This window comes from Pseudomonas sp. HS6, from assembly GCF_023375815.1.
GTDB lineage: Bacteria > Pseudomonadota > Gammaproteobacteria > Pseudomonadales > Pseudomonadaceae > Aquipseudomonas.
The window spans coordinates 4,122,722-4,142,876 of sequence record NZ_CP067412.1 but is presented as its reverse complement, the minus strand read 5'-3'; the positions used below and the strand labels follow the sequence as shown (position 1 = coordinate 4,142,876).

Here is a 20,155-nt window from a genome sequence, read left to right as displayed (position 1 = left end):
GGCAGAAAACTATCGTAGTTTTATAGAGTGATTGCGGTACATGTTTACCGCCGAGTTATCCAATATATGTGCGGCTACTTTTCGTTGATATAAAAAAGGCCAGAGCCGCTAAGTCTGCGGTTCTGGCCTTGGGAGGCTTCAGGCTCAGCGAACCTGCACCACAACCTTACCCACAGCCTTGCGCTGCCCAAGATCATTGATTGCCTGCGCCGCCTCGCTCAGTGGATACACCTGCGACACCAGCGGTTTCAACTTACCCTCGGCAAACCAGCCGAACAGTTGCTGGAAGTTCGCCGCGTTGTCCTGTGGCTGGCGTTGGGCGAAGGAGCCCCAGAACACGCCGAGCACGGCTGCGCCCTTGAGTAGCGCAAGGTTGACCGGCAGTTCGGGAATGCGGCCGCTGGCGAAACCGACCACCAGCAGGCGGCCGTTCCAGGCGATGGCACGGATGGCCTGGTCGAACAGGTCGCCGCCGACCGGGTCGTAGATCACGTCGGCGCCCTGGCCGTCGGTCAGGCGTTTGATTTCGTCCTTGAGGCTGGTTTCGCTGTAGTTGATCAGTTCGTCGGCACCGGCAGCCTTGGCCACGGCGAGTTTTTCGGCGCTGCTGGCGGCGGCGATCACCCGGGCGCCCAGGGCTTTGCCGATCTCCACGGCGGCCAGGCCAACGCCGCCGGAAGCACCGAGCACCAGCAGGGTTTCGCCCGGTTGCAGGTTGCCGCGCTGCTTGAGCGCGTGCATCGACGTGCCGTAAGTCATGCTGAAGGCGGCGGCGGTGTTGAAGTCCATCGACGGTGGAATCGGCAGCACGTTATAGCCCGGCACCGCCACCTGCTCGGCGAAGCTGCCCCAGCCGGTCAGAGCCATGACCCGGTCGCCGACTTTCAGGTGGCTGACCTTTTCACCTACCGCGCTGACTACGCCGGAGGCTTCGCCACCGGGCGAGAACGGGAAGGGCGGCTTGAATTGGTATTTGCCCTCGATGATCAGCGTGTCCGGGAAGTTGACCCCGGCGGCGTGCACGTCCAGCAGGATTTCATTCTTCTTGGCGACAGGACTGGCGACGTCTTCCAGCACCAGCGATTCGGCAGGGCCGAAGGCTTTGCACAGCACGGCTTTCATCAGGGCTATTCCTTTGGGAGTGATGGCCGATAAGTGTAGGTGTGGCAGTCAACGGGTCAACGAGCATGCCCGACCCTGATAGTCCGCCATAAGCTTGTGCTTGCGCGGCGGGTCGTTATGCTAGGCCGCAAACCGGATAAGGAGCGAATTGTGAAAGCGTGGATCATGTTGTTGCTGGCCCTGTCTCTGCCTGTGGCAGCGCTGGCCGAAGAAGCCAAAGAAGGCGAGGCGCCAAAGGTCAACTACATCACCCTGAGCCCGCCGTTCGTGGGCAACTATGGGCTGGACGGCACGCCGAAGCTCAAGGTCTACAAGGCCGACGTGGCGTTGCGGGTGACCGGTGACGAGGCGACCAAACTGGTCAAGGCCAACGAGCCGCTGATCCGCAATCAGCTGGTGGCGCTGTTCACCCAGCAGACCACCGATGCGATGGGCAGCATCGAAGGCAAGGAAAAACTGCGTCAGGAAGCCTTGAAGCAGACTCAACAAGTGATGAATGACGAGACCGGCAAGCCGGTGGTCGAGGATCTGTTGTTCAACAACCTGATCATTCAGTAAGGCATTCGTTGTCCGGGCGGCCCCCATCGCTGGCAAGTCGAATCGTCGCAACGCAGCTCCCACAGGGATTTTTAGTGAACACATAATTTGTGACCACCAGAAATACCTGTGGGAGCTGGCTTGCCAGCGAAGGCATTTTGTCAGGCGAAGGATGATTCAGGGTTTTAGCGCGATCACCGCCGCCCACTGCTCGGCCGTCACCGGCATCACCGACAGCCGCGAGCCTTTCTGTACCAGTGGCATTTCGGCCAGCGCGGTCTGCTGCTTCAGGTAATCCAGCTTCAACACCCGGGCAAACGTCTCGACATGGGCGACATCGATCGCACTCCAGGCGTTTTTCTCCGGTGTGGCTTTCGGATCGTAGTAGTGGCTCTCGGGCTCGAGTGCCGTCGGGTCGGGGTAGGCCGCCTCGATAATTTTGCCGATTCCGGCAATGCCCGGCTCCGGGCAGCTGGAGTGATAGAAAAAGAACTCATCCACCACCGCCATGGCCCGCAGGAAATTGCGCGCCTGATAGTTGCGCACCCCGTCCCAGCGCGCTTTGCCGAGTTTTTCCAGGCCTTTGATCGAAAGTTCGTCGGGCTCGGATTTCATCAGCCAATAGGCCATGGTGTGTGCTCCTGAAACGGTCATTGGGCAGGTTGTCGGGCAATTTTATGACAAACCGACAGTCGGTTGACGCCAGCATTTGCGCAGAGGTTCACGTTGTCGCAAAATGCCGGCCTTTAAAGCTTGACGCTGCTGCACGGCCTACGAATGGAAACCGCTGCTGTCATCGTGATGATGTGCCTTGAGGGGGGCAATCGATGAAACGCAAACCGGATTTGCTGTGGACTTTGGTGATTTTGTTCGGCCTGGGCGTCGTGACCACGGGTTATGCGCAAAGTCTGTGGGCCAACAAGGCCGATGCTCCGATTGAAGTGGCGCAACAAGTACAGCAGTCGACAGCGTTCAAGCGCTGACACCGTCTTCCCGACGCCGCTGAATCCCTCGCGGCGTCTACCCTGCGAAATACCACGCCTTGTCGGTCACCGTTCCCTGCAACGGTACATCCCAGCTGGCCTGCGCCAGTCGTTCGACTTTCTGACATTCATGGGCCAGGCCCAACAGCGTCGGCTTGCGCCAGTTCTGGCGTCGGGCCAGGTACGCCAGGCTGCGATCATAGAATCCGCCGCCCATCCCCAGACGTCCGCCGACATCGTCAAACCCCACCAATGGCAACAACACCAGATCCAGTGCCCAGATCTTGCGCTGGCGGGCCACGTTGACCCGGGGCTCAAGGATGCGGAAGCGGTTGGGCCGCAGCTTTTCGCCGGGCCGAATCTGTTGAAAGACCATTTTCGTCCGCGGCCAGGCGCTCAGCACCGGCAGGTAGGTTTTCTTGCCTCGACGCTGGGCGGCGCGCAGCAACAGACGCGGGTCGATTTCACCGTCGGTGGGCAAGTACAGGGAAATGTGTTTCGCCCGGCGAAATTGCGGGTCCTGCGCGAGTTGCTTATACAGGCCTTCGGCGGCCTGGCGTTGCTGGCTCGGCGTCAGTGAACGACGGGCCTTGCGCAGGAGGCGGCGCAGTTGGGGGCGGGGCAGCGGCGCGGAATCGGTCATGGTTCGGCTTCGGCAGGATGAGGACGAAAACGTACGCATAAAAAATCCGATGTCGGCATGCACCGACATCGGATTCGAATAAGGCTCCCCGGATGAACCGCTGTCAACTTAGCCCTTGAACCCGAAAGTTCAAGGTGGAGGAAGCAGTAGACTTTAAGGCTTTCCGTCTGGCGGACATGCACACCAGCCCAACGTGCAACCTCCAGGGTATAGCAAATCGGCTCAGGGACATCGTCAACTGGCAAGCACCCCAGGGAGTGCGGCGAGTATACCTCAAGCCGTCTGGCGAATCAGCCCTTGCTGATGTCCGGATCGTCGGCCAGTACCAGATCGACACGATCGAGCAAGTCACGCACCTGTTCACGGGTCGAACCGCTGGCCTGGATGTCCGGGCGCTCTTCTTTGTGCAAGAGGTCGTGAGTGATGTTCAGCGCGGCCATCACGGCGATGCGGTCGGCGCCGATGACTTTGCCGCTGCTGCGAATCTCGCGCATCTTGCCGTCCAGGTAACGCGCGGCACTGACCAGATTGCTGCGTTCTTCCTGCGGGCAGATGATCGAATACTCTTTGTCGAGGATCTGCACGGTAACGCTATTGCTTGAACTCATGAGTCTTGCTCCAGGGCCTTGAGGCGCGAAATCATCGATTCGACCTTACGCCGGGCGATTTCGTTTTTTTCAATGAGGTGAGCGCGTTCCTCGCGCCAAGTCTTTTCCTGAGCTAGTAAGAGTGCGTTTTGACTCTTTAGTTGCTCGACCCGAGTAATCAGCAGTTCGAGTCTGGCCATCAGCGCTTGCAGGTCGGTGTCTTCCATTGTGTCCACTGATTCGGTCTGATGGGTTTGGCTGGCGGACAGCCTTTAATGGTCTTGGCGAGTCTGTCGATGTAGGATACAAGGCCTTCATTCTAGACATAGCGCCGTCTGGCGCCTAGCTGCCCATGCCCATTCAGAATTCCCCGTACCAAGGCTTTGCCACCCTGCTGAATTCCAGCGGTCACTCCGTTTCGCCTGCTGAACTGCACGGCCTGTTGCTTGGCCGCAGTTGCGCCGGCGCCGGCTTCAATGCAGACGAATGGCTGATCGATGCCGCCGAGCTGCTCGAAAGCGAGCCGCAGGACAACGTCCGCAACGCGCTGATCGGCCTGCAGGAAATGGTCAAGAGCGAACTCACCGGCGACGACGTCACCGTGGTTCTGCTGCTTCCGAACGATGACGCGCCACTGGCCGAGCGCGCTGCCGCGCTGGGTGAATGGTGCCAGGGCTTCCTCACCGGTTTCGGCCTGAACTGCCGCGACAGCAGCATGCTGAGCACCGAGGCCACCGAAGTGTTGCAGGATCTGGCGGCAATCTCTCAGGTGCAAGATGCACTGGAAGAGTCCGAAGACGGCGAAAGCGATTACATGGAAGTCATGGAGTACCTGCGTGTAGCGCCGCTGCTGCTGTTCTCCGAAACCAAGAAAGCCGACGTGCCGCCAGCCGCCAAGCCGTCGCTGCACTGATCGCGTGCCAGGGAAAGCCATCTGCCCATGATCCATATCCCGAAAGCGGAATACAGCCGTCGCCGCAAGGCGCTAATGGCGCAGATGGAACCCAACAGCATCGCCATCCTGCCCGCCGCCGCGGTTGCCATTCGCAACCGTGACGTCGAGCACGTCTACCGCCAGGACAGCGACTTCCAGTACCTGAGTGGTTTCCCCGAGCCACAGGCGGTCATCGTCCTGATGCCCGGCCGCGAACATGGCGAATACGTGCTGTTCTGCCGTGAACGCAATGCCGAACGGGAACTCTGGGATGGCCTGCGCGCCGGCCAGGAAGGCGCGATTCGCGATTTTGGCGCCGACGACGCCTTCCCCATCACTGACATCGACGACATCCTGCCGGGCCTGATCGAAGGCCGCGACCGGGTGTATTCGGCCATGGGCAGCAACCCGGAATTCGACCGCCACCTGATGGACTGGATCAACGTGATCCGTTCCAAGGCGCACCTCGGTGCCCAGCCGCCGAACGAATTCGTTGCCCTGGATCACCTGCTGCACGACATGCGTCTGTATAAATCGGCGGCAGAAGTGAAGGTGATGCGCGAAGCGGCGCGGATTTCCGCCCAGGCCCACATCCGGGCGATGCAGGCCAGCCGTGCCGGGCTGTACGAGTACAGCCTCGAAGCCGAACTCGATTACGAGTTCCGCAAGGGCGGGGCGAAAATGCCCGCCTACGGCTCGATCGTCGCCGCCGGGCGCAACAGCTGCATCCTGCATTACCAGCAGAATGACGCGTTGCTCAAGGACGGTGATCTGGTGCTGATCGACGCTGGTTGCGAAATCGACTGCTACGCCAGCGACATCACGCGGACGTGGCCGGTCAACGGCAAATTCTCGGCCGAGCAGAAAGCGATCTACGAATTGGTGTTGGCCTCACAGGAAGCCGCGTTCGCCGAAATCGCCCCGAACAAGCACTGGAACCAGGCACACGAAGCTACAGTTCGGGTGATCACCGCGGGGCTGGTGAAGCTGGGATTGTTGCAGGGCGAAGTGGACGAGTTGATCGGCAGCGAGGCCTACAAGGCGTTTTACATGCACCGCGCCGGCCACTGGCTGGGCATGGATGTACATGACGTCGGCGAATACAAGGTCGGCGGCGAATGGCGGGTGCTGGAAGTCGGCATGGCGCTGACCGTGGAGCCGGGCATCTACATCGCCCCGGACAATCAGAACGTAGCGAAGAAATGGCGCGGCATTGGCGTGCGCATCGAGGATGACGTGGTAGTGACCAAGAGCGGTTGTGAAATTTTGACCCACGGCGTGCCGAAAACCGTCGCCGAGATCGAAGCCCTGATGGCACAAGCACGGACATGCGCGGCATGAGTCGGGTCAATCTGGCAATCATCGGTGGCGGTCTGGTCGGCGCCAGTCTGGCGTTGGCCTTGCAGGCCGGGGCCAAGGCCCGTGGCTGGAAGATCGTGCTGATCGAACCGTTCGCTCCCGGTGACACCTGGCAGCCAAGCTACGACGCGCGTTCCTCGGCGCTATCCTTCGGTTCGCGGCAGATTTATCAGCGGCTGGGCGTGTGGCAGGAAATCTCCCGCCGCGCCGAGCCGATCAAACAAATTCATGTGTCCGACCGTGGACGTTTTTCCACCGCCCGACTGTCAGCGATGGAAGAGGGCGTCCCGGCGCTCGGCTATGTGGTGGAAAACGCCTGGCTCGGCCAGTGCCTGTGGCAGCACCTCGACAAAGAGGTGATCAGTTGGCGTTGCCCGGCCGAAGTCACCCGCATGGAGCCGCTGCCCGACGGCTATCGCCTGACCCTCAACGATGAAACCACGGTCGAGTGCGATCTGGCGGTGCTCGCCGATGGCGGCCGTTCCGGTCTGCGCGAGCAACTGGGCATCAACGTGCGTAAGCGCCCGTACAACCAGAGCGCGTTGATCGCCAACATTACCCCGAGCGAAGCGCACAACGGTATGGCCTTCGAGCGTTTCACCGACGAAGGCCCGATGGCGCTGCTGCCACTGCCGGAAAACCGCTGCGCGCTGGTCTGGACCCGTCTGGGCATGGACGCGCAACGTCTGGCAGACCTGAGCGAACGGGATTTCCTCAGCGAACTGCAAGGCGTGTTCGGTTACCGCCTCGGCACTTTGAAACAGGTCGGTGCGCGGCATCTGTATCCGCTGTCGCTGGTGGAAGCCGAAGAGCAGGTGCGTTCGCATCTGGCCGTACTCGGCAACGCCGCCCACAGCCTGCACCCCATTGCCGGGCAGGGTTTCAACCTGTCCCTGCGCGATGCCGATGCCTTGGCCGCCGCACTGCTGGCCAGCGACAAACCGCTGGGGGACTTCGCTACGTTGCAGGCTTATCGCGAACGTCAGCGCCTCGATCAGGACCTCACCGTGGGCTTCTCCGATCAGGTCACGCGCCTGTTCGGCAGCACCCAGCCACTGGTGTCGCTGGGGCGCAACATCGGCCTGCTCGGCCTCGATCTGCTGCCGCCGGCCAAACGCTGGTTCGCCCGTCAGGCCATGGGGCTGGGGACGCGGCCGGATGCGTGAGTGGCTGATCAAACAGTTTGGCAAGGCGCGGTTGATGCGCTGGATCATGACGTTCTACCCGCCATACCTCGGCGCCGGTGTCCGGGTGAAGTACATCAGCGATGACTTTCGTGACATCCAGGTTTCGATGGGTCTGGGCTGGTACAACCGCAATTACGTCGGCACCCAGTTCGGCGGCAGTCTGTATTCGATGGTCGACCCGTTCTTCATGTTGATGCTCATGGAGAACCTCGGCTCGCGGTACATCGTCTGGGACAAGGCCGCTGACATTGATTTCATATCGCCGGGCAAAGGCCCGGTGTTCGCCCGGTTCAACATCGACGACACCCTGCTCGACGAGATCCGTCGGCAGACCGCCAGTGGCGAGAAATACCTGCCGCAGTTGCAGGTCGACATTCATGACGGCGCCGGCAACCTGGTGGCGCGGGTCGGTAAAACCCTTTACGTGCGGCTCAAGCCGCAAGCGAGACAGGCTTAAAGCATGGAAATGCGCGCAGATCTGCTGATTGTCGGAGCCGGAATGGTCGGCAGCGCCCTGGCGCTGGCGTTGCAGGACAGTGGGCTGGAAGTCCTGCTGCTCGATGGCAGTCCGTTGAGCGTCAAACCCTTCAATGGCGACGCCCCGTTCGAGCCACGGGTGAGCGCGTTGTCGGCAGCCAGCCAGCGCATTCTCGATCGCCTCGGCGTGTGGGACGGCATCGTCAACCGACGCAGCAGTCCGTACACCGACATGCATGTCTGGGACGGCAGCGGCACCGGGCAGATTCACTTCTCGGCCAGTAGCGTGCATGCCGATGTGCTCGGCCACATTGTCGAAAACCGCGTGGTGCAGGATGCCTTGCTCGACCGTTTGCACGATTGCGATCTGGGCCTGCTGCCCAATGCGCGGCTGGAGCAGATGCGCCGCTCCGGTGACGACTGGCTGCTGACCCTGGCCGACGGCCGCACCCTGCGCGCGCCGCTGGTGATCGCGGCGGATGGTGCCAACTCCGCCGTGCGCCGTCTGACCGGTGTCGCCACTCGCGAGTGGGATTATCTGCATCACGCCATCGTCACCAGCGTGCGCAGCAGCAAACCGCACCGCATGACCGCGTGGCAGCGCTTCACCGATCACGGGCCGCTGGCGTTTCTGCCGCTGGAGCGAGATGGTCAGCAGGACTGGTGCTCGATCGTCTGGTCGACCACGCCAAGCGAAGCCGAGCGGTTGATGGCGCTGGATGAAGCGGATTTCTGCCGTGAGCTGGAGCGCGCCTTCGAAGGCTGCCTCGGCGAAGTCATCAATGCCGACCCGCGTCTGTGCGTGCCGCTGCGTCAACGCCATGCCAAGCGCTACGTGGCCGAAGGCCTGGCAATGATCGGTGATGCCGCGCACACCATTCACCCGTTGGCGGGGCAGGGCGTGAACCTCGGTTTCCTCGACGCCGCTGTACTGGCCGAAGTGCTGTTGCAAGCCCACGAACGCGGCGAACGCCTTGCGGATGTGAAAGTGCTGAGCCGCTACGAGCGTCGGCGCATGCCGCATAACCTGGCGCTGATGGCCGCAATGGAGGGCTTCGAGCGGTTGTTCCAGGCCGATCCGCTGCCGCTGCGCTGGTTGCGCAACACCGGACTGAAAATCGTCGAGCAGATGCCAGAGGCCAAGGCGTTGTTCGTGCGTGAAGCGTTGGGGCTGACCGGGGACCTTCCCGTCCTGGCTAAACCTTAATTCTCCGTTGAGACTGAGGGCCCTTTCGCGGGCTTGCCCGCGAAGGCGTCAGATCAGGCACCGCCTATGTCGTGCAACATCTGGTAACTCCTTGGGAAAGTGATCGATTGAGCTGGTAAATGTGAGTCCTTATCATTTGGGCCACTTTTCCCGACCGAGAGATCACTCCCATGTTGGCATCCAAGCGTGTTCTGACCGCACTGGCCCTGACCCTGATTGGCAGCACCGCCGCCCAGGCCGCCGATGAGGTGGTGGTCTACTCGTCGCGTATCGATGAACTGATCAAACCGGTGTTCGACGCCTACACCGCCAAGACCGGGGTGAAGATCAAGTTCATCACCGACAAGGAAGCGCCGCTGATGCAGCGGATCAAGGCCGAAGGCGAGAACGCCACCGCCGACCTGCTGCTGACCGTCGATGCCGGCAACCTCTGGCAGGCCGAACAGATGGGCATTCTCCAGCCGTTCACCTCGAAAACCATCGACGCCAACATTCCCCTGCAATACCGCTCGTCCACCCACGCCTGGACAGGTCTGAGCCTGCGCGCGCGGACCATCGCCTATTCCACCGCACGGGTAAAGCCGGGTGAGCTGACCACCTACGAAGCGCTGGCCGACAAGAACTGGGAAGGCCGCCTGTGCCTGCGCACGGCGAAGAAGGTCTACAACCAGTCGCTGACCGCCACCATGATCGAAGTCCACGGCGCCGAGAAAACCGAGAAGATCCTCAAGGGCTGGGTCAACAACCTGTCCACCGACGTGTTCTCCGATGACGTCGCGGTGCTGGAAGCGATCAACGCCGGCCAGTGCGACGTCGGCATCGTCAACACCTACTACTACGGTCGCCTGCACAAGCAGAAGCCGGATCTGCCGGTGAAACTGTTCTGGCCGAACCAGGCGGATCGCGGAGTGCACGTCAACCTGTCGGGCATCGGCCTGACCAAACATGCACCGCACCCGGAAGCGGCCAAGGCGCTGGTCGAGTGGATGACCACGCCTGAGGCGCAGAAGATCTTTGCCGACGTGAACCAGGAGTTCCCGGCGAATCCGGCGGTGAAGCCTTCGGAAGAAGTGGCGGCGTGGGGGCAGTTTGTGGCTGATACGTTGCCGGTTGAAGTGGCGGGCAAGCGTCAGGCTGAAGCGATTCGGATGATGGATCGGGCGGGTTGGAACTGACGCTGCGCGTCGAATCGCCGCAAGCGTGACGCGCAGCGTCACAGGATGTGTGCCCACGCAGAGCGTGGGCACATTCATTTAACGAGAGTCTTTCCTTGGCCCACCCCGCCCAACGCCGCTGGTACCCCATCGTCTTCACCATCGCCGCGTTGGTGCTGCTCCCCCTCAGCGTCCTCCTGCTGTCGTGGCAGACCATCGACCAACAGATCTGGTCGCACCTGTGGGAAACCCAGATGCCGCGTCTGCTGGGCAACACCCTGACGCTGGTGCTCGGTGTCGGCATCGGCGTGACCCTGCTGGGCGTAAGCCTTGCGTGGCTCACCAGCCTCTGCGAATTCCCCGGTCGGCGCTGGCTCGACTGGGCGTTGATGCTGCCCTTCGCGATCCCGGCCTATGTGCTGGCATTCGTGTTCGTCGGCCTGCTGGACTTCGCCGGTCCCGTGCAAAGCCTGCTGCGGGAGTGGTTCGGAACCGGTCTGCGTCTGCCACGGGTGCGTTCCACCGGCGGAGTGATTCTGGTGCTGGTGCTGGTGTTCTATCCCTACGTTTACTTGCTGGCGCGCACCGCGTTTCTCGCTCAGGGCAAAGGCCTGATGGAAGCGGCGCGGGTGCTAGGGCAGTCGCCGTGGCAGGCGTTCTGGCGGGTGGCATTGCCGATGGCGCGGCCGGCCATCGGCGCTGGCGTGGCGCTGGCACTGATGGAAACCCTGGCAGATTTCGGCGCGGTGTCGGTGTTCAACTTCGACACCTTCACCACGGCGATCTACAAGACCTGGTATGGCTTCTTCAGCCTGTCGAGCGCTGCGCAACTGGCCAGTCTGTTGCTGCTGGTAGTGATGCTGGTGTTGTACGGCGAGCGTCGCGCCCGTGGCGCGAACCGGGCAAGCAACGAACGACCACGGGTAAAAGCGCTGTATCACCTGCGCGGGCCGAAGGCCTGGGCGGCGACTGGCTGGTGTGGTCTGGTGTTCGCCTGTGCGTTTGTCATCCCGGTGCTGCAACTGGTGGTGTGGTTCTGGCAGCGCGGGCGTTTTGATCTGGATGAGCGTTACGCCGGGCTGATTCTGCACACCCTGTATCTGGGCGGCATGGCGGCGTTGATCACGGTCAGCGTGGCGATGTTGCTGGCGTTCGCCCGACGTCTGGCACCGACCCGGGCGATCCGTTCCGGGGTCAGTCTGGCCAACCTCGGCTACGCGTTGCCGGGTTCGGTGCTGGCGGTGTCGATCATGCTGGCGTTCAGTTATCTGGATCGTGAGCTGGTGATTCCGCTGTCCGGCTGGCTCGGCGGTGCGGGCAAACCGTTGTTGCTGGGCAGTCTGGCGGCGTTGCTGATGGCCTATCTGGTGCGGTTCGTGGCGGTGGCCTACGGGCCGCTGGAAAGCAGTCTGGCGCGTATACGGCCCTCTTTGCCTGAAGCGGCACGTAGCCTGGGTGTCAGTGGGCCGCGACTGTTTTTCAAAGTGTATCTGCCGTTGTTGCTCCCCGGCACGCTCAGCGCCGCGCTGCTGGTGTTCGTCGATGTGCTCAAGGAAATGCCCGCCACCCTGCTGATGCGCCCGTTTGGCTGGGACACGCTGGCCGTGCGCATCTTTGAAATGACCAGTGAAGGCGAATGGGCGAGGGCGTCGTTGCCGGCGCTGACCCTCGTGCTGGTCGGTTTGTTGCCGGTCATCGGACTTATTCGCCGCTCGGCGCATCGAAACACTTAGTCGTCAGTCCTGAATCATGCGGCTACAATGCGCGGCATTCGGTGCGGTCCGTCTGACAGACCCTGTCGCTGAAATCGGCTGAAAGCCTTCTTCCACGGGGCTTTCAAACCGTGCAGCAGCGCTCCGCACCTTCGCCACGCCCGGAAGGAGAAACCCATGGGACAGCGTACGCCTCTGTATGACCTGCATCTCGCCCTCGGCGCGAAGATGGTCGATTTTGGCGGTTGGGACATGCCACTGCATTACGGCTCGCAGGTCGAGGAGCACCACGAGGTGCGTCGCGATTGCGGGGTCTTCGATGTATCCCACATGACCGTGATCGATGTCGCCGGCCAGCAGGCCAAGGCCTGGCTCCAGCATCTGCTGGCCAACGACGTCGAACGTCTGCACAGCCCCGGCCGTGCGTTGTACAGCACCATGCTCAACGAGCGCGGCGGCATCGTCGACGACATGATCGTCTACCGCCTCGAAGACGGTTACCGACTGGTGGTCAACGCTTCGACCCGCGATCAGGACCTGGCGTGGATGCAGGCGCAACTCGCCGGCTTCGACGTGCAGCTGCATGAGCGCACGGATCTGGCGATGCTCGCCATTCAAGGCCCCCATGCCCGGCACAAGATTGCCGAACTGGTGACCCAGTCCCGCGCCAACCTGATCCAGATGCTCAAGCCTTTCGAAGGCCACGTCGACGGCGACTGGTTCATTGCGCGGACCGGCTACACCGGTGAGGACGGTCTGGAAATCGCCCTGCCGGCCGATCAGGCCCCCGGATTCTTCAACGATCTGGTGGGCGCCGGCATTTCTCCCATTGGCCTCGGCGCTCGCGACACCTTGCGGGTGGAGGCCGGGATGAACCTCTACGGTCAGGACATCCATCAGGACGTTTCGCCACTGGCCTCGAACATGGCCTGGAGCATCGCCTGGGAGCCGGCCACGCGTCGGTTCATCGGTCGCGATGCGCTGGAAGCGGAAAAAAACGCCGGCGTGCAGCACAAACTGGTGGGTCTGGTGCTCGAGGAACGCGGGGTTTTGCGTGCGCATCAGGTGGTTCGTATCGCTGATGTTGGCGAAGGGGAGATCACCAGTGGTAGTTTCTCTCCTACGCTTAGCAAGTCGATTGCCCTGGCGCGTGTACCGATGGCGACTGCCGACCGCGCCGAAGTGGAAATCCGTGGCAAGTGGTATCCGGTACGAGTGGTCAAACCGACCTTCGTCCGTCACGGCAAAACCTTGATCTAACCTTTTCCGGCGGGCACGACCGCTGACCTATTTCCTGAGGACACAGAACATGAGCAATATCCCCGCCGACCTGCGTTTTGCCGAAAGTCATGAATGGGCACGCCTGGAAGCCGACGGCACCGTCACCGTGGGCATCAGCGATCACGCCCAGGAAGCGTTGGGTGATGTGGTGTTCGTTGAACTGGCCGAAGTCGGCAAGGTGTTTGCTGCCGGTGATGCTGCCGGTGTTGTCGAGTCGGTGAAGGCCGCTTCCGACATCTACTCCCCGGTCGGCGGCGAAGTGATAGCGGTCAACGAAGAGCTGGCCGACTCGCCGGAAGAACTGAACAACGATCCGTACGCCGCGTGGATCTTCAAGCTCAAGCCAAGCGACAAGGCCGAGCTGGACAAGCTGCTCGACGCTGCCGCCTACAAGGCCGCCATCGGCGAATAAGCTTCACGCAACACCGCAAAGCCCCGATCCGTCGGGGCTTTTTTGTGCGTGCAGCTTTTTATCGGGGATGGGTCAGGCGTTGCCCAACACTGCTTTGACCGCTGCCACCGAGCGCTCGACATCTGCTTTGGTCATGGTCGTGAACATCGGCAACGACACAATCAGTCGTCCGACGCGCTCGGCCACCGGCAACATCCCTTCCTTGAAGCCGCGCTCGCGGTACAGGCTCAGCAGGTGGATCGGCGGGTAGTGATAACCGATGCCGATGCCCAGCGCCTGCATCTGTTCCATGAACGTGGCCCGCGCCGGCAAGCCGTCCTGGCGCTCCGGTAACACCAGCTGGAACAGGTGCCAGTTGCTGTTGGTGAAGTCCGCTGGCGGCAGTTGCGCACCGTACGTGGCTTCGAAGTCGTCGCCAAAGCATTTGAAGTAATGGCGAGCCAGTTCCTGACGATGGGCGGTCAGGGTTTCGATGTGAGCGAACTGGCCGAGGCCGATGGTCGCTGCGACGTCGGTCATGTTGAACTTGCCGCCCAGCACATCGACATCCAGCCCGTCGAACCCGGTACGGGTGACGCCTTGCAGGCGATATTTCTCTGCCAGACGCGCCTCCTCGGGCGTGTTCAGCACCAGGCATCCGCCTTCGGAACAGGTCACGTTTTTGTTGGCCTGGAAGCTGAACGACACGAAATCGCCGGTGGCGCCGATGCGCTGGCCGTTCCAGCTCGAACCGAGTGCTTGGGCGGCATCTTCGACGATGCGCAGGTTGTGTTTTTTGGCGATGGCGTACAGGCGCTCCATGTCCACCGGCAGCCCGGCGAGGTAGACCGGAATGACGGCTTTGGTGCGCGGGGTGATGGCCGCTTCCAGTCGGTCCAGGTCGATGTTGCGGGTGACCGGATCGATGTCGGCGAACACCGGAGTGGCCCCCACCTCAAGAATCACGTTGGCCGTGGCCACCCAGGAAATCGGCGTGGTGATCACTTCTTCCCCCGGGCCGATGCCGGCGATGCGCAGGGCGATTTCCATGGTGCAGGTGCCGGAGTTGAACGTGCGTACCGGGCGCCCGCCGAAATATTCCGACAGTTGCGCCTCGAAGGCCTGGACCTTCGGCCCGCTGGTGATCCAGCCGGAACGCAGGACATCACCGACGGCGGCAATGGTGGCTTCATCGATGACAGGTTTGGAAAACGGTAGAAACGGCAGTTGGCTCATGAGGATTCGATCATCCGAGGGTTGGGCGCGTGTTGCAGGTGCCACAGCATGCCCCGTCTGGCCACCCGCCGCCAAGCCGTCCGCGATGGTATCCACTGCTATGCTGGTTTGACCGTGTTGCATTGACGCCGAGCGCCAGCCAAGAGAGAGCCCGTCATGTCCCAGTTGCCATCCTTGAGCCAGTTACGCGACCCCCATGCCTTCCTGCGCCGTCACCTCGGGCCCGATGCCGCCGAGCAGCAGGCGATGCTCGACAGCCTGGGTCTGGGCAGCCGGATCGAACTGATCGAGCAGACCGTCCCGCCCGCCATCCGCCTCAACCGCGAACTGGACCTGCCGCCCGCGCTGGACGAGCAGGCGGCCTTGGCGAAACTGCGCGGGTACGCCGCACAGAACCAGGTCTGGACCAGCCTGATCGGCATGGGTTACCACGGCACCCTCACACCGACGGTCATTTTGCGCAACGTGCTGGAAAATCCCGGCTGGTACACCGCTTACACGCCGTATCAACCGGAGATCGCACAGGGCCGGCTCGAAGCGTTGCTCAACTTTCAGCAACTGACAATCGACCTGACCGGTCTTGAGCTGGCCAACGCCTCGTTGCTCGACGAAGCCACTGCGGCCGCCGAGGCCATGGCGCTGGCCAAACGCGTGGCGAAGTCAAAGAGCAATCTGTTTTTCGTCGACGAAAACTGTCATCCCCAGACTATTTCCGTGGTGCAGACCCGCGCCGAAGGCTTCGGCTTCGAGCTGATCATCGACGCTGTGGATAACTTGAAGCAGCACCAGGTGTTCGGCGCATTGCTGCAATACCCCGACACCCACGGCGAGGTCCGCGACCTGCGTCCGTTGATCGATCACCTGCATGCGCAACAGGCGCTGGCCTGTGTGGCGGCTGATCTGCTGAGTCTGTTGTTGCTGACGCCACCGGGTGAACTGGGCGCCGATGTGGTGTTCGGCTCTTCACAGCGCTTCGGTGTGCCGATGGGTTACGGCGGGCCGCACGCGGCGTTTTTCGCCAGTCGCGAAGAGTACAAACGGGCGATTCCCGGGCGGATCATCGGCGTCTCGAAAGACGCGCGCGGCAATGTTGCGCTGCGCATGGCCCTGCAAACCCGCGAGCAGCACATTCGCCGGGAGAAGGCCAATTCGAACATCTGCACCGCCCAGGTGTTGTTGGCCAACATTGCCAGTTTTTATGCGGTCTATCATGGGCCGCAAGGGCTGAAACGAATTGCCCAGCGAGTCCATCGGCTGACCTGCATCCTCGCTGCCGGCCTCGAGCGTCACGGTATCAAGCGCATCAACCAGCACTTTTTCGACACGCTGACCCTGGACGTGGGCGGCGCACAAACGGCGATCATCGAAAGCGCTCAGGCTGCGCAGATCAACCTGCGCATTCTCGGTCGCGGCCACTTGGGCCTGAGCCTCGATGAAACCTGTGACGAGAGCACCGTCGGCAAACTGTTCGACGTGTTGCTGGGCGTCGATCATGGACTGAACGTCGAAGAACTCGACGCTGAAGCGCTTGCATCCGGAATCCCGGACACGCTGCTGCGCAGCTCACCCTATCTGCGACACCCGGTGTTCAACGCCCATCACAGCGAAACCGAGATGCTGCGCTACCTCAAGCAGCTGGAGAACAAGGATCTGGCGCTCAACCAGTCGATGATTCCGCTGGGTTCCTGCACCATGAAACTTAATGCCACCAGCGAAATGATCCCGATTACCTGGCCGCAATTCGCCAACCTGCACCCCTTCGTGCCTCGGGAACAGGCCGTTGGTTACACGCTGATGATCGAAGAGCTGGAACGCTGGCTGTGCGCGATCACCGGATTCGATGCGATCTGCATGCAGCCCAATTCAGGTGCCCAGGGCGAATACGCTGGGTTGCTGGCGATCCGCAAATATCACGAGAGTCGCCATCAGGGCGGGCGCGACATCTGCCTGATCCCGTCCTCGGCTCACGGCACCAACCCGGCCTCGGCGCAGATGGCCGGGATGCGAGTGGTGATCGTCGGGTGCGACGAAGCGGGCAACGTCGATCTGGAGGATTTGAAAACCAAGGCGTCCGAGGCCGGGGACAAGCTGTCGTGCCTGATGGCGACGTATCCGTCGACCCACGGCGTGTACGAGGAGGGCATCAGCGAAATCTGCGAAGTGATCCACAAGCACGGCGGTCAGGTGTACATGGATGGCGCCAACCTCAATGCCCAGGTCGGGCTGGCGCGGCCGGCGGACATCGGCGCTGACGTGTCGCACATGAACCTGCACAAGACCTTCTGCATTCCCCACGGCGGAGGCGGGCCGGGTATGGGGCCGATCGGCATTCGCGCGCATCTGGCGCCGTTCGTCGCCAATCACCCGGTGGTGCCGATCGACGGGCCGCAACCGCAGAACGGTGCAGTGAGCGCAGCGCCCTGGGGCAGTGCGAGCATTTTGCCGATCAGTTGGATGTACATCGCCATGATGGGGCCGCAACTGGCGGACGCCAGCGAAGTGGCGATCCTCGCGGCGAATTACCTGGCGCAGCATCTGTCCGGCGCCTTTCCCGTGCTCTACACCGGGCGCAATGATCGGGTGGCCCACGAGTGCATTCTGGATCTGCGGCCGCTGAAAGCGCAGACCGGTATCAGTGAGGAAGACATCGCCAAACGCCTGGTGGATTACGGTTTCCATGCACCGACCATGTCGTTCCCGGTGCCGGGGACGTTGATGGTCGAGCCGACCGAGAGTGAGTCCAAGGCTGAGCTGGACCGCTTCATCGGCGCCATGTTGAGCATCCGTGCGGAAATCACCGAAGTGCAGAACGGCAACTGGCCGGCCGAGGACAACCCGCTCAAGCGCGCGCCGCATACGCTGGCCGATATCACCGGCGTCTGGGAACGGCCTTACAGTATCGAGCAGGGCATTACCCCGGATGCGCACACCAAGGCGCACAAGTACTGGCCGGCGGTGAACCGGGTGGACAACGTCTACGGCGACCGCAACCTGTTCTGCGCATGTGTGCCGGTAGACGATTACCGCTGATTGGCGGGCAAAAAAATGCCGCTCGAATGAGCGGCATTTTTGTGGGCGATAGGTTTATTCCGATGCCACGGCGTTCTTCGCCAGGATCGCGTTCGCCAGTTCCATGTCCGTGGCCTGCAGGCCCGGGTTGTCGGCGCGGACTTTTTGCATGGCCGCTTCCAGGTACGGGCCACGGATGCCGCCATCGCTGGCGACGAAGCTACCGGCGTCATCCTGGGCGGCGACGATCAGCTTGTGATCCTTGAAGGTCAGGTACGTCGAGCCAGTGGTGGCGCCGGACGAAATGACGTTACGCCAAAAGCTGTCGGCCATCGCTGAACCAACGGGAAGGGACAGCAAGGCGAGGGTGGCGACAGCAAGTTTGAGACGCATGATGGGTGACTCCACTGGTGTTGAATAACGGGTTGGATCGCCATTTCGTCGATCCGGTTCCGTGATGGGCTATTTCTGCTCGCTCTGTGGCGTCACCCGCAGCACTTCCTCAATGGTCGTCAGTCCCGCTGCGACTTTCTGCGCCCCGGACAGCCGCAGGCTGCGCATGCCTTCCTTGAAAGCCTGACGACGGATCGCCGTCAGATCGGTGTCGGGGCTGATCAACGTCTTGAGGCTGTCGGTCAGTTGCATGATTTCGTAGACCCCGGCGCGCCCGCGGTAGCCGGTGTCGCGGCATTCCAGGCAACCGATGGCCCGTTGTGCGTTGCCCGGCAACGGCGCCTGCCATGGCCGGGTCAGGGTTTGCCAGTCTTCTTCGCCAATGGGCAATGGCGCCTTGCAGTGCGGGCACAGCGTGCGCACCAATCGCTGGGCCATGACCCCGAGCACCGTGGCCTTGATCAGGTAATGCGGCACGCCGAGTTCCAGCAGTCGGCTGATGGCGCTCGGTGCGTCGTTGGTGTGCAGGGTCGATAGCACCAGGTGCCCGGTCAACGCGGCCTGGATCGCCATTTCGGCGGTCTCCAGATCGCGGATCTCGCCGATCATGATGATGTCCGGGTCCTGCCGCATCAGCGCCCGCACCCCGGCGGCGAAGGTCAGGTCGATATTGTGCTGCACCTGCATCTGGTTGAAGGCAGGTTCGACCATCTCGATCGGGTCTTCGATGGTGCAGAGGTTGATTTCCGGAGTCGCCAGTTTTTTCAGGGTGGTATAGAGCGTGGTGGTCTTGCCGGAACCGGTCGGCCCGGTGACCAGAATGATGCCGTTGGGCTGGCGGGTCATGTCCTGCCAGCGGCGCAGGTCGTCGGCGGAAAACCCGAGCTGATCGAAATCCTTGAGCAGTACTTCCGGGTCGAAGATCCGCATCACCATTTTTTCGCCGAACGCGGTGGGCAGCGTCGACAACCGTAGCTCGACTTCGCCGCCGTCCGGGGTCTTGGTCTTGACCCGGCCGTCCTGGGGTTTGCGTTTCTCGGCAACGTTCATTCTGCCGAGGCTCTTCAGGCGACTGACGATAGCCATCGTCACCTGTGGCGGAAACTGATAGACGTTGTGCAGCACGCCGTCGATGCGAAAGCGCACGGTGCCTTGCTCGCGGCGTGGCTCGATGTGGATATCGCTGGCCCGTTGCTGAAAGGCGTACTGGAACAGCCAGTCGACGATGTTGACGATGTGCGCGTCGTTGGCGTCCGGCTCCTGATCGCTGGCGCCGAGATTGAGCAGTTGTTCGAAGTTGCCGAGGTTGCTGCCCGGCTGGTCGGCGTTGCTGGCGCCACTGACCGATTTGGCGAGGCGAAAGAACTCGACGCTGAATCGCTGGATGTCCACCGGATTGGCGACGACTCGTTTGATCGGTAGTTTCAGGACGTGGGTCAGGTCGGCCTCCCAGCCGTTGACGTAAGGCTGGGCGCTGGCCACGGTTACCGCATCGCGATCGACCGACACCGCGAGGATCTTGTGACGCTGGGCGAAGGCATAGGACATCAGCGGGATGATGGCGGCGACATTGATCTTCAGCGGATCGATCCGCAGGTACGGCTGGCCGGCCTGCTGCGCCAGCCACAGGGTCAGGCTTTCCAGGTCCAGGTGTTTGCCCGGACGGCTGAGGTCGTCCAGTTGCTGGCCGGCGATGAACTCCAGCGGGTGCACCTGCCCCTGGGTCGCATGGCGGCGGCGCGCATTCACCGCGTGCTCGGCCGAATCCTGGCTGATGAAGCCCTGGGCGACCAGTTCACGCAATACATCATTGAGATCCAGCCAGCGGTCCTGAGTGGCGAGTTGAACGGACATGCGGGCTCCTTTTGAACGACAGTTCGCAAAGGATAGTCGTGGCCCCGCAGTCCGTTGGGCCACTACCCGACAAAGGCGTTTCCGCTTTT

The 20,155-nt window shown here is 62.0% G+C and carries 20 protein-coding genes and 1 other RNA gene; 12 read left to right on the top strand and 9 right to left on the bottom strand.

Annotation, left to right across the window (positions count from 1 at the left end; all coding sequences use genetic code 11):
• Positions 1–144: 144 nt before the first annotated feature.
• The gene (locus JJN09_RS18720) at positions 145–1,122 is read right to left on the bottom strand and encodes an NADPH:quinone oxidoreductase family protein (protein WP_249483006.1); all 978 of its coding nucleotides are present in this window, start codon (positions 1,120–1,122) and stop codon (positions 145–147) included.
• A 150-nt stretch (positions 1,123–1,272) separates the two neighbouring features.
• On the opposite strand from JJN09_RS18720, the gene JJN09_RS18715 reads away from it, so the two are divergent.
• Positions 1,273–1,680 carry a flagellar basal body-associated protein FliL gene (locus JJN09_RS18715; protein WP_065259922.1) on the top strand — a complete coding sequence of 136 codons (408 nt, stop codon included), beginning with the start codon at positions 1,273–1,275 and terminating at the stop codon, positions 1,678–1,680.
• Positions 1,681–1,836: 156 nt separating this feature from the next.
• On the opposite strand, the gene JJN09_RS18710 is transcribed toward JJN09_RS18715, so the two are convergent.
• Entirely contained in the window at positions 1,837–2,289 is a 453-nt protein-coding gene (locus JJN09_RS18710) for an EVE domain-containing protein (RefSeq protein ID WP_249483005.1), read from the bottom strand.
• 197 nt (positions 2,290–2,486) lie between these two features.
• Here JJN09_RS18710 and JJN09_RS18705 point away from each other — a divergent pair, with 197 nt between their 5' ends.
• Positions 2,487–2,642, top strand: coding sequence for a hypothetical protein (locus JJN09_RS18705; protein WP_007911192.1), 156 nt, complete (start codon positions 2,487–2,489; stop codon positions 2,640–2,642).
• 37 nt (positions 2,643–2,679) lie between these two features.
• On the opposite strand, the gene JJN09_RS18700 is transcribed toward JJN09_RS18705, so the two are convergent.
• From JJN09_RS18700 to JJN09_RS18685, 4 genes are all read right to left on the bottom strand, one after another.
• Positions 2,680–3,285 carry a 5-formyltetrahydrofolate cyclo-ligase gene (locus JJN09_RS18700; RefSeq protein WP_249483004.1) on the bottom strand — a complete coding sequence of 202 codons (606 nt, stop codon included), beginning with the start codon at positions 3,283–3,285 and terminating at the stop codon, positions 2,680–2,682.
• Positions 3,286–3,366: 81 nt separating this feature from the next.
• A non-coding RNA gene (gene ssrS / locus JJN09_RS18695) (6S RNA) lies at positions 3,367–3,545 on the bottom strand.
• Between the two features lie 30 nt (positions 3,546–3,575).
• The gene (locus tag JJN09_RS18690) at positions 3,576–3,893 is read right to left on the bottom strand and encodes a cell division protein ZapA (protein ID WP_007967943.1); all 318 of its coding nucleotides are present in this window, start codon (positions 3,891–3,893) and stop codon (positions 3,576–3,578) included.
• Entirely contained in the window at positions 3,890–4,099 is a 210-nt protein-coding gene (locus JJN09_RS18685) for a TIGR02449 family protein (protein WP_007940359.1), read from the bottom strand. The genes JJN09_RS18690 and JJN09_RS18685 overlap by 4 nt, the downstream gene beginning before the upstream one ends.
• A gap of 125 nt (positions 4,100–4,224) precedes the next feature.
• On the opposite strand from JJN09_RS18685, the gene JJN09_RS18680 reads away from it, so the two are divergent.
• The 9 genes from JJN09_RS18680 (at position 4,225) to gcvH (ending at position 13,595) form a co-directional block, all read left to right on the top strand.
• Positions 4,225–4,785: a YecA family protein gene (locus tag JJN09_RS18680; protein WP_249483003.1), complete on the top strand. Its 561-nt coding sequence runs from the start codon at positions 4,225–4,227 to the stop codon at positions 4,783–4,785.
• Positions 4,786–4,812: 27 nt separating this feature from the next.
• On the top strand, positions 4,813–6,147 hold the full coding sequence (gene pepP, locus JJN09_RS18675) for a Xaa-Pro aminopeptidase (protein WP_249483002.1): 1,335 nt from the start codon (positions 4,813–4,815) through the stop codon (positions 6,145–6,147).
• Complete coding sequence (ubiH, locus tag JJN09_RS18670) at positions 6,144–7,331, top strand: 2-octaprenyl-6-methoxyphenyl hydroxylase (RefSeq protein WP_007951808.1); 1,188 nt, start codon at positions 6,144–6,146, stop codon at positions 7,329–7,331. The genes pepP and ubiH overlap by 4 nt, the downstream gene beginning before the upstream one ends.
• The gene (locus tag JJN09_RS18665) at positions 7,324–7,809 is read left to right on the top strand and encodes a DUF4442 domain-containing protein (RefSeq protein WP_249483001.1); all 486 of its coding nucleotides are present in this window, start codon (positions 7,324–7,326) and stop codon (positions 7,807–7,809) included. Before ubiH ends, JJN09_RS18665 begins: the two co-directional genes overlap by 8 nt.
• A 9-nt stretch (positions 7,810–7,818) precedes the next feature.
• Complete coding sequence (locus JJN09_RS18660; protein ID WP_249490825.1) at positions 7,819–9,036, top strand: 2-octaprenyl-3-methyl-6-methoxy-1,4-benzoquinol hydroxylase; 1,218 nt, start codon at positions 7,819–7,821, stop codon at positions 9,034–9,036.
• 170 nt (positions 9,037–9,206) lie between these two features.
• Positions 9,207–10,211, top strand: a complete 1,005-nt coding sequence (locus JJN09_RS18655; RefSeq protein ID WP_249483000.1) for an extracellular solute-binding protein — start codon at positions 9,207–9,209, stop codon at positions 10,209–10,211.
• Between the two features lie 95 nt (positions 10,212–10,306).
• The gene (locus tag JJN09_RS18650; RefSeq protein WP_249482999.1) at positions 10,307–11,923 is read left to right on the top strand and encodes an iron ABC transporter permease; all 1,617 of its coding nucleotides are present in this window, start codon (positions 10,307–10,309) and stop codon (positions 11,921–11,923) included.
• A gap of 156 nt (positions 11,924–12,079) precedes the next feature.
• Positions 12,080–13,162, top strand: a complete 1,083-nt coding sequence (gcvT, locus tag JJN09_RS18645) for a glycine cleavage system aminomethyltransferase GcvT (protein ID WP_249482998.1) — start codon at positions 12,080–12,082, stop codon at positions 13,160–13,162.
• Between the two features lie 49 nt (positions 13,163–13,211).
• A complete protein-coding gene (gcvH, locus tag JJN09_RS18640; protein ID WP_249482997.1) occupies positions 13,212–13,595 on the top strand; it encodes a glycine cleavage system protein GcvH in 384 nt (127 codons plus the stop codon).
• Positions 13,596–13,667: 72 nt separating this feature from the next.
• On the opposite strand, the gene JJN09_RS18635 is transcribed toward gcvH, so the two are convergent.
• A complete protein-coding gene (locus tag JJN09_RS18635; protein ID WP_249482996.1) occupies positions 13,668–14,810 on the bottom strand; it encodes a DegT/DnrJ/EryC1/StrS aminotransferase family protein in 1,143 nt (380 codons plus the stop codon).
• Positions 14,811–14,966: 156 nt separating this feature from the next.
• On the opposite strand from JJN09_RS18635, the gene gcvP reads away from it, so the two are divergent.
• On the top strand, positions 14,967–17,840 hold the full coding sequence (gene gcvP, locus JJN09_RS18630; RefSeq protein ID WP_249482995.1) for an aminomethyl-transferring glycine dehydrogenase: 2,874 nt from the start codon (positions 14,967–14,969) through the stop codon (positions 17,838–17,840).
• A 54-nt stretch (positions 17,841–17,894) separates the two neighbouring features.
• Here gcvP and JJN09_RS18625 read toward each other — a convergent pair whose 3' ends face one another.
• Together JJN09_RS18625 and JJN09_RS18620 are read right to left on the bottom strand one after the other, a co-directional pair.
• A complete protein-coding gene (locus tag JJN09_RS18625) occupies positions 17,895–18,215 on the bottom strand; it encodes a DUF2388 domain-containing protein (protein WP_169843014.1) in 321 nt (106 codons plus the stop codon).
• 66 nt (positions 18,216–18,281) lie between these two features.
• Positions 18,282–20,066, bottom strand: coding sequence for a GspE/PulE family protein (locus JJN09_RS18620; RefSeq protein WP_249482994.1), 1,785 nt, complete (start codon positions 20,064–20,066; stop codon positions 18,282–18,284).
• Between the last annotated feature and the right edge of the window lie 89 nt (positions 20,067–20,155).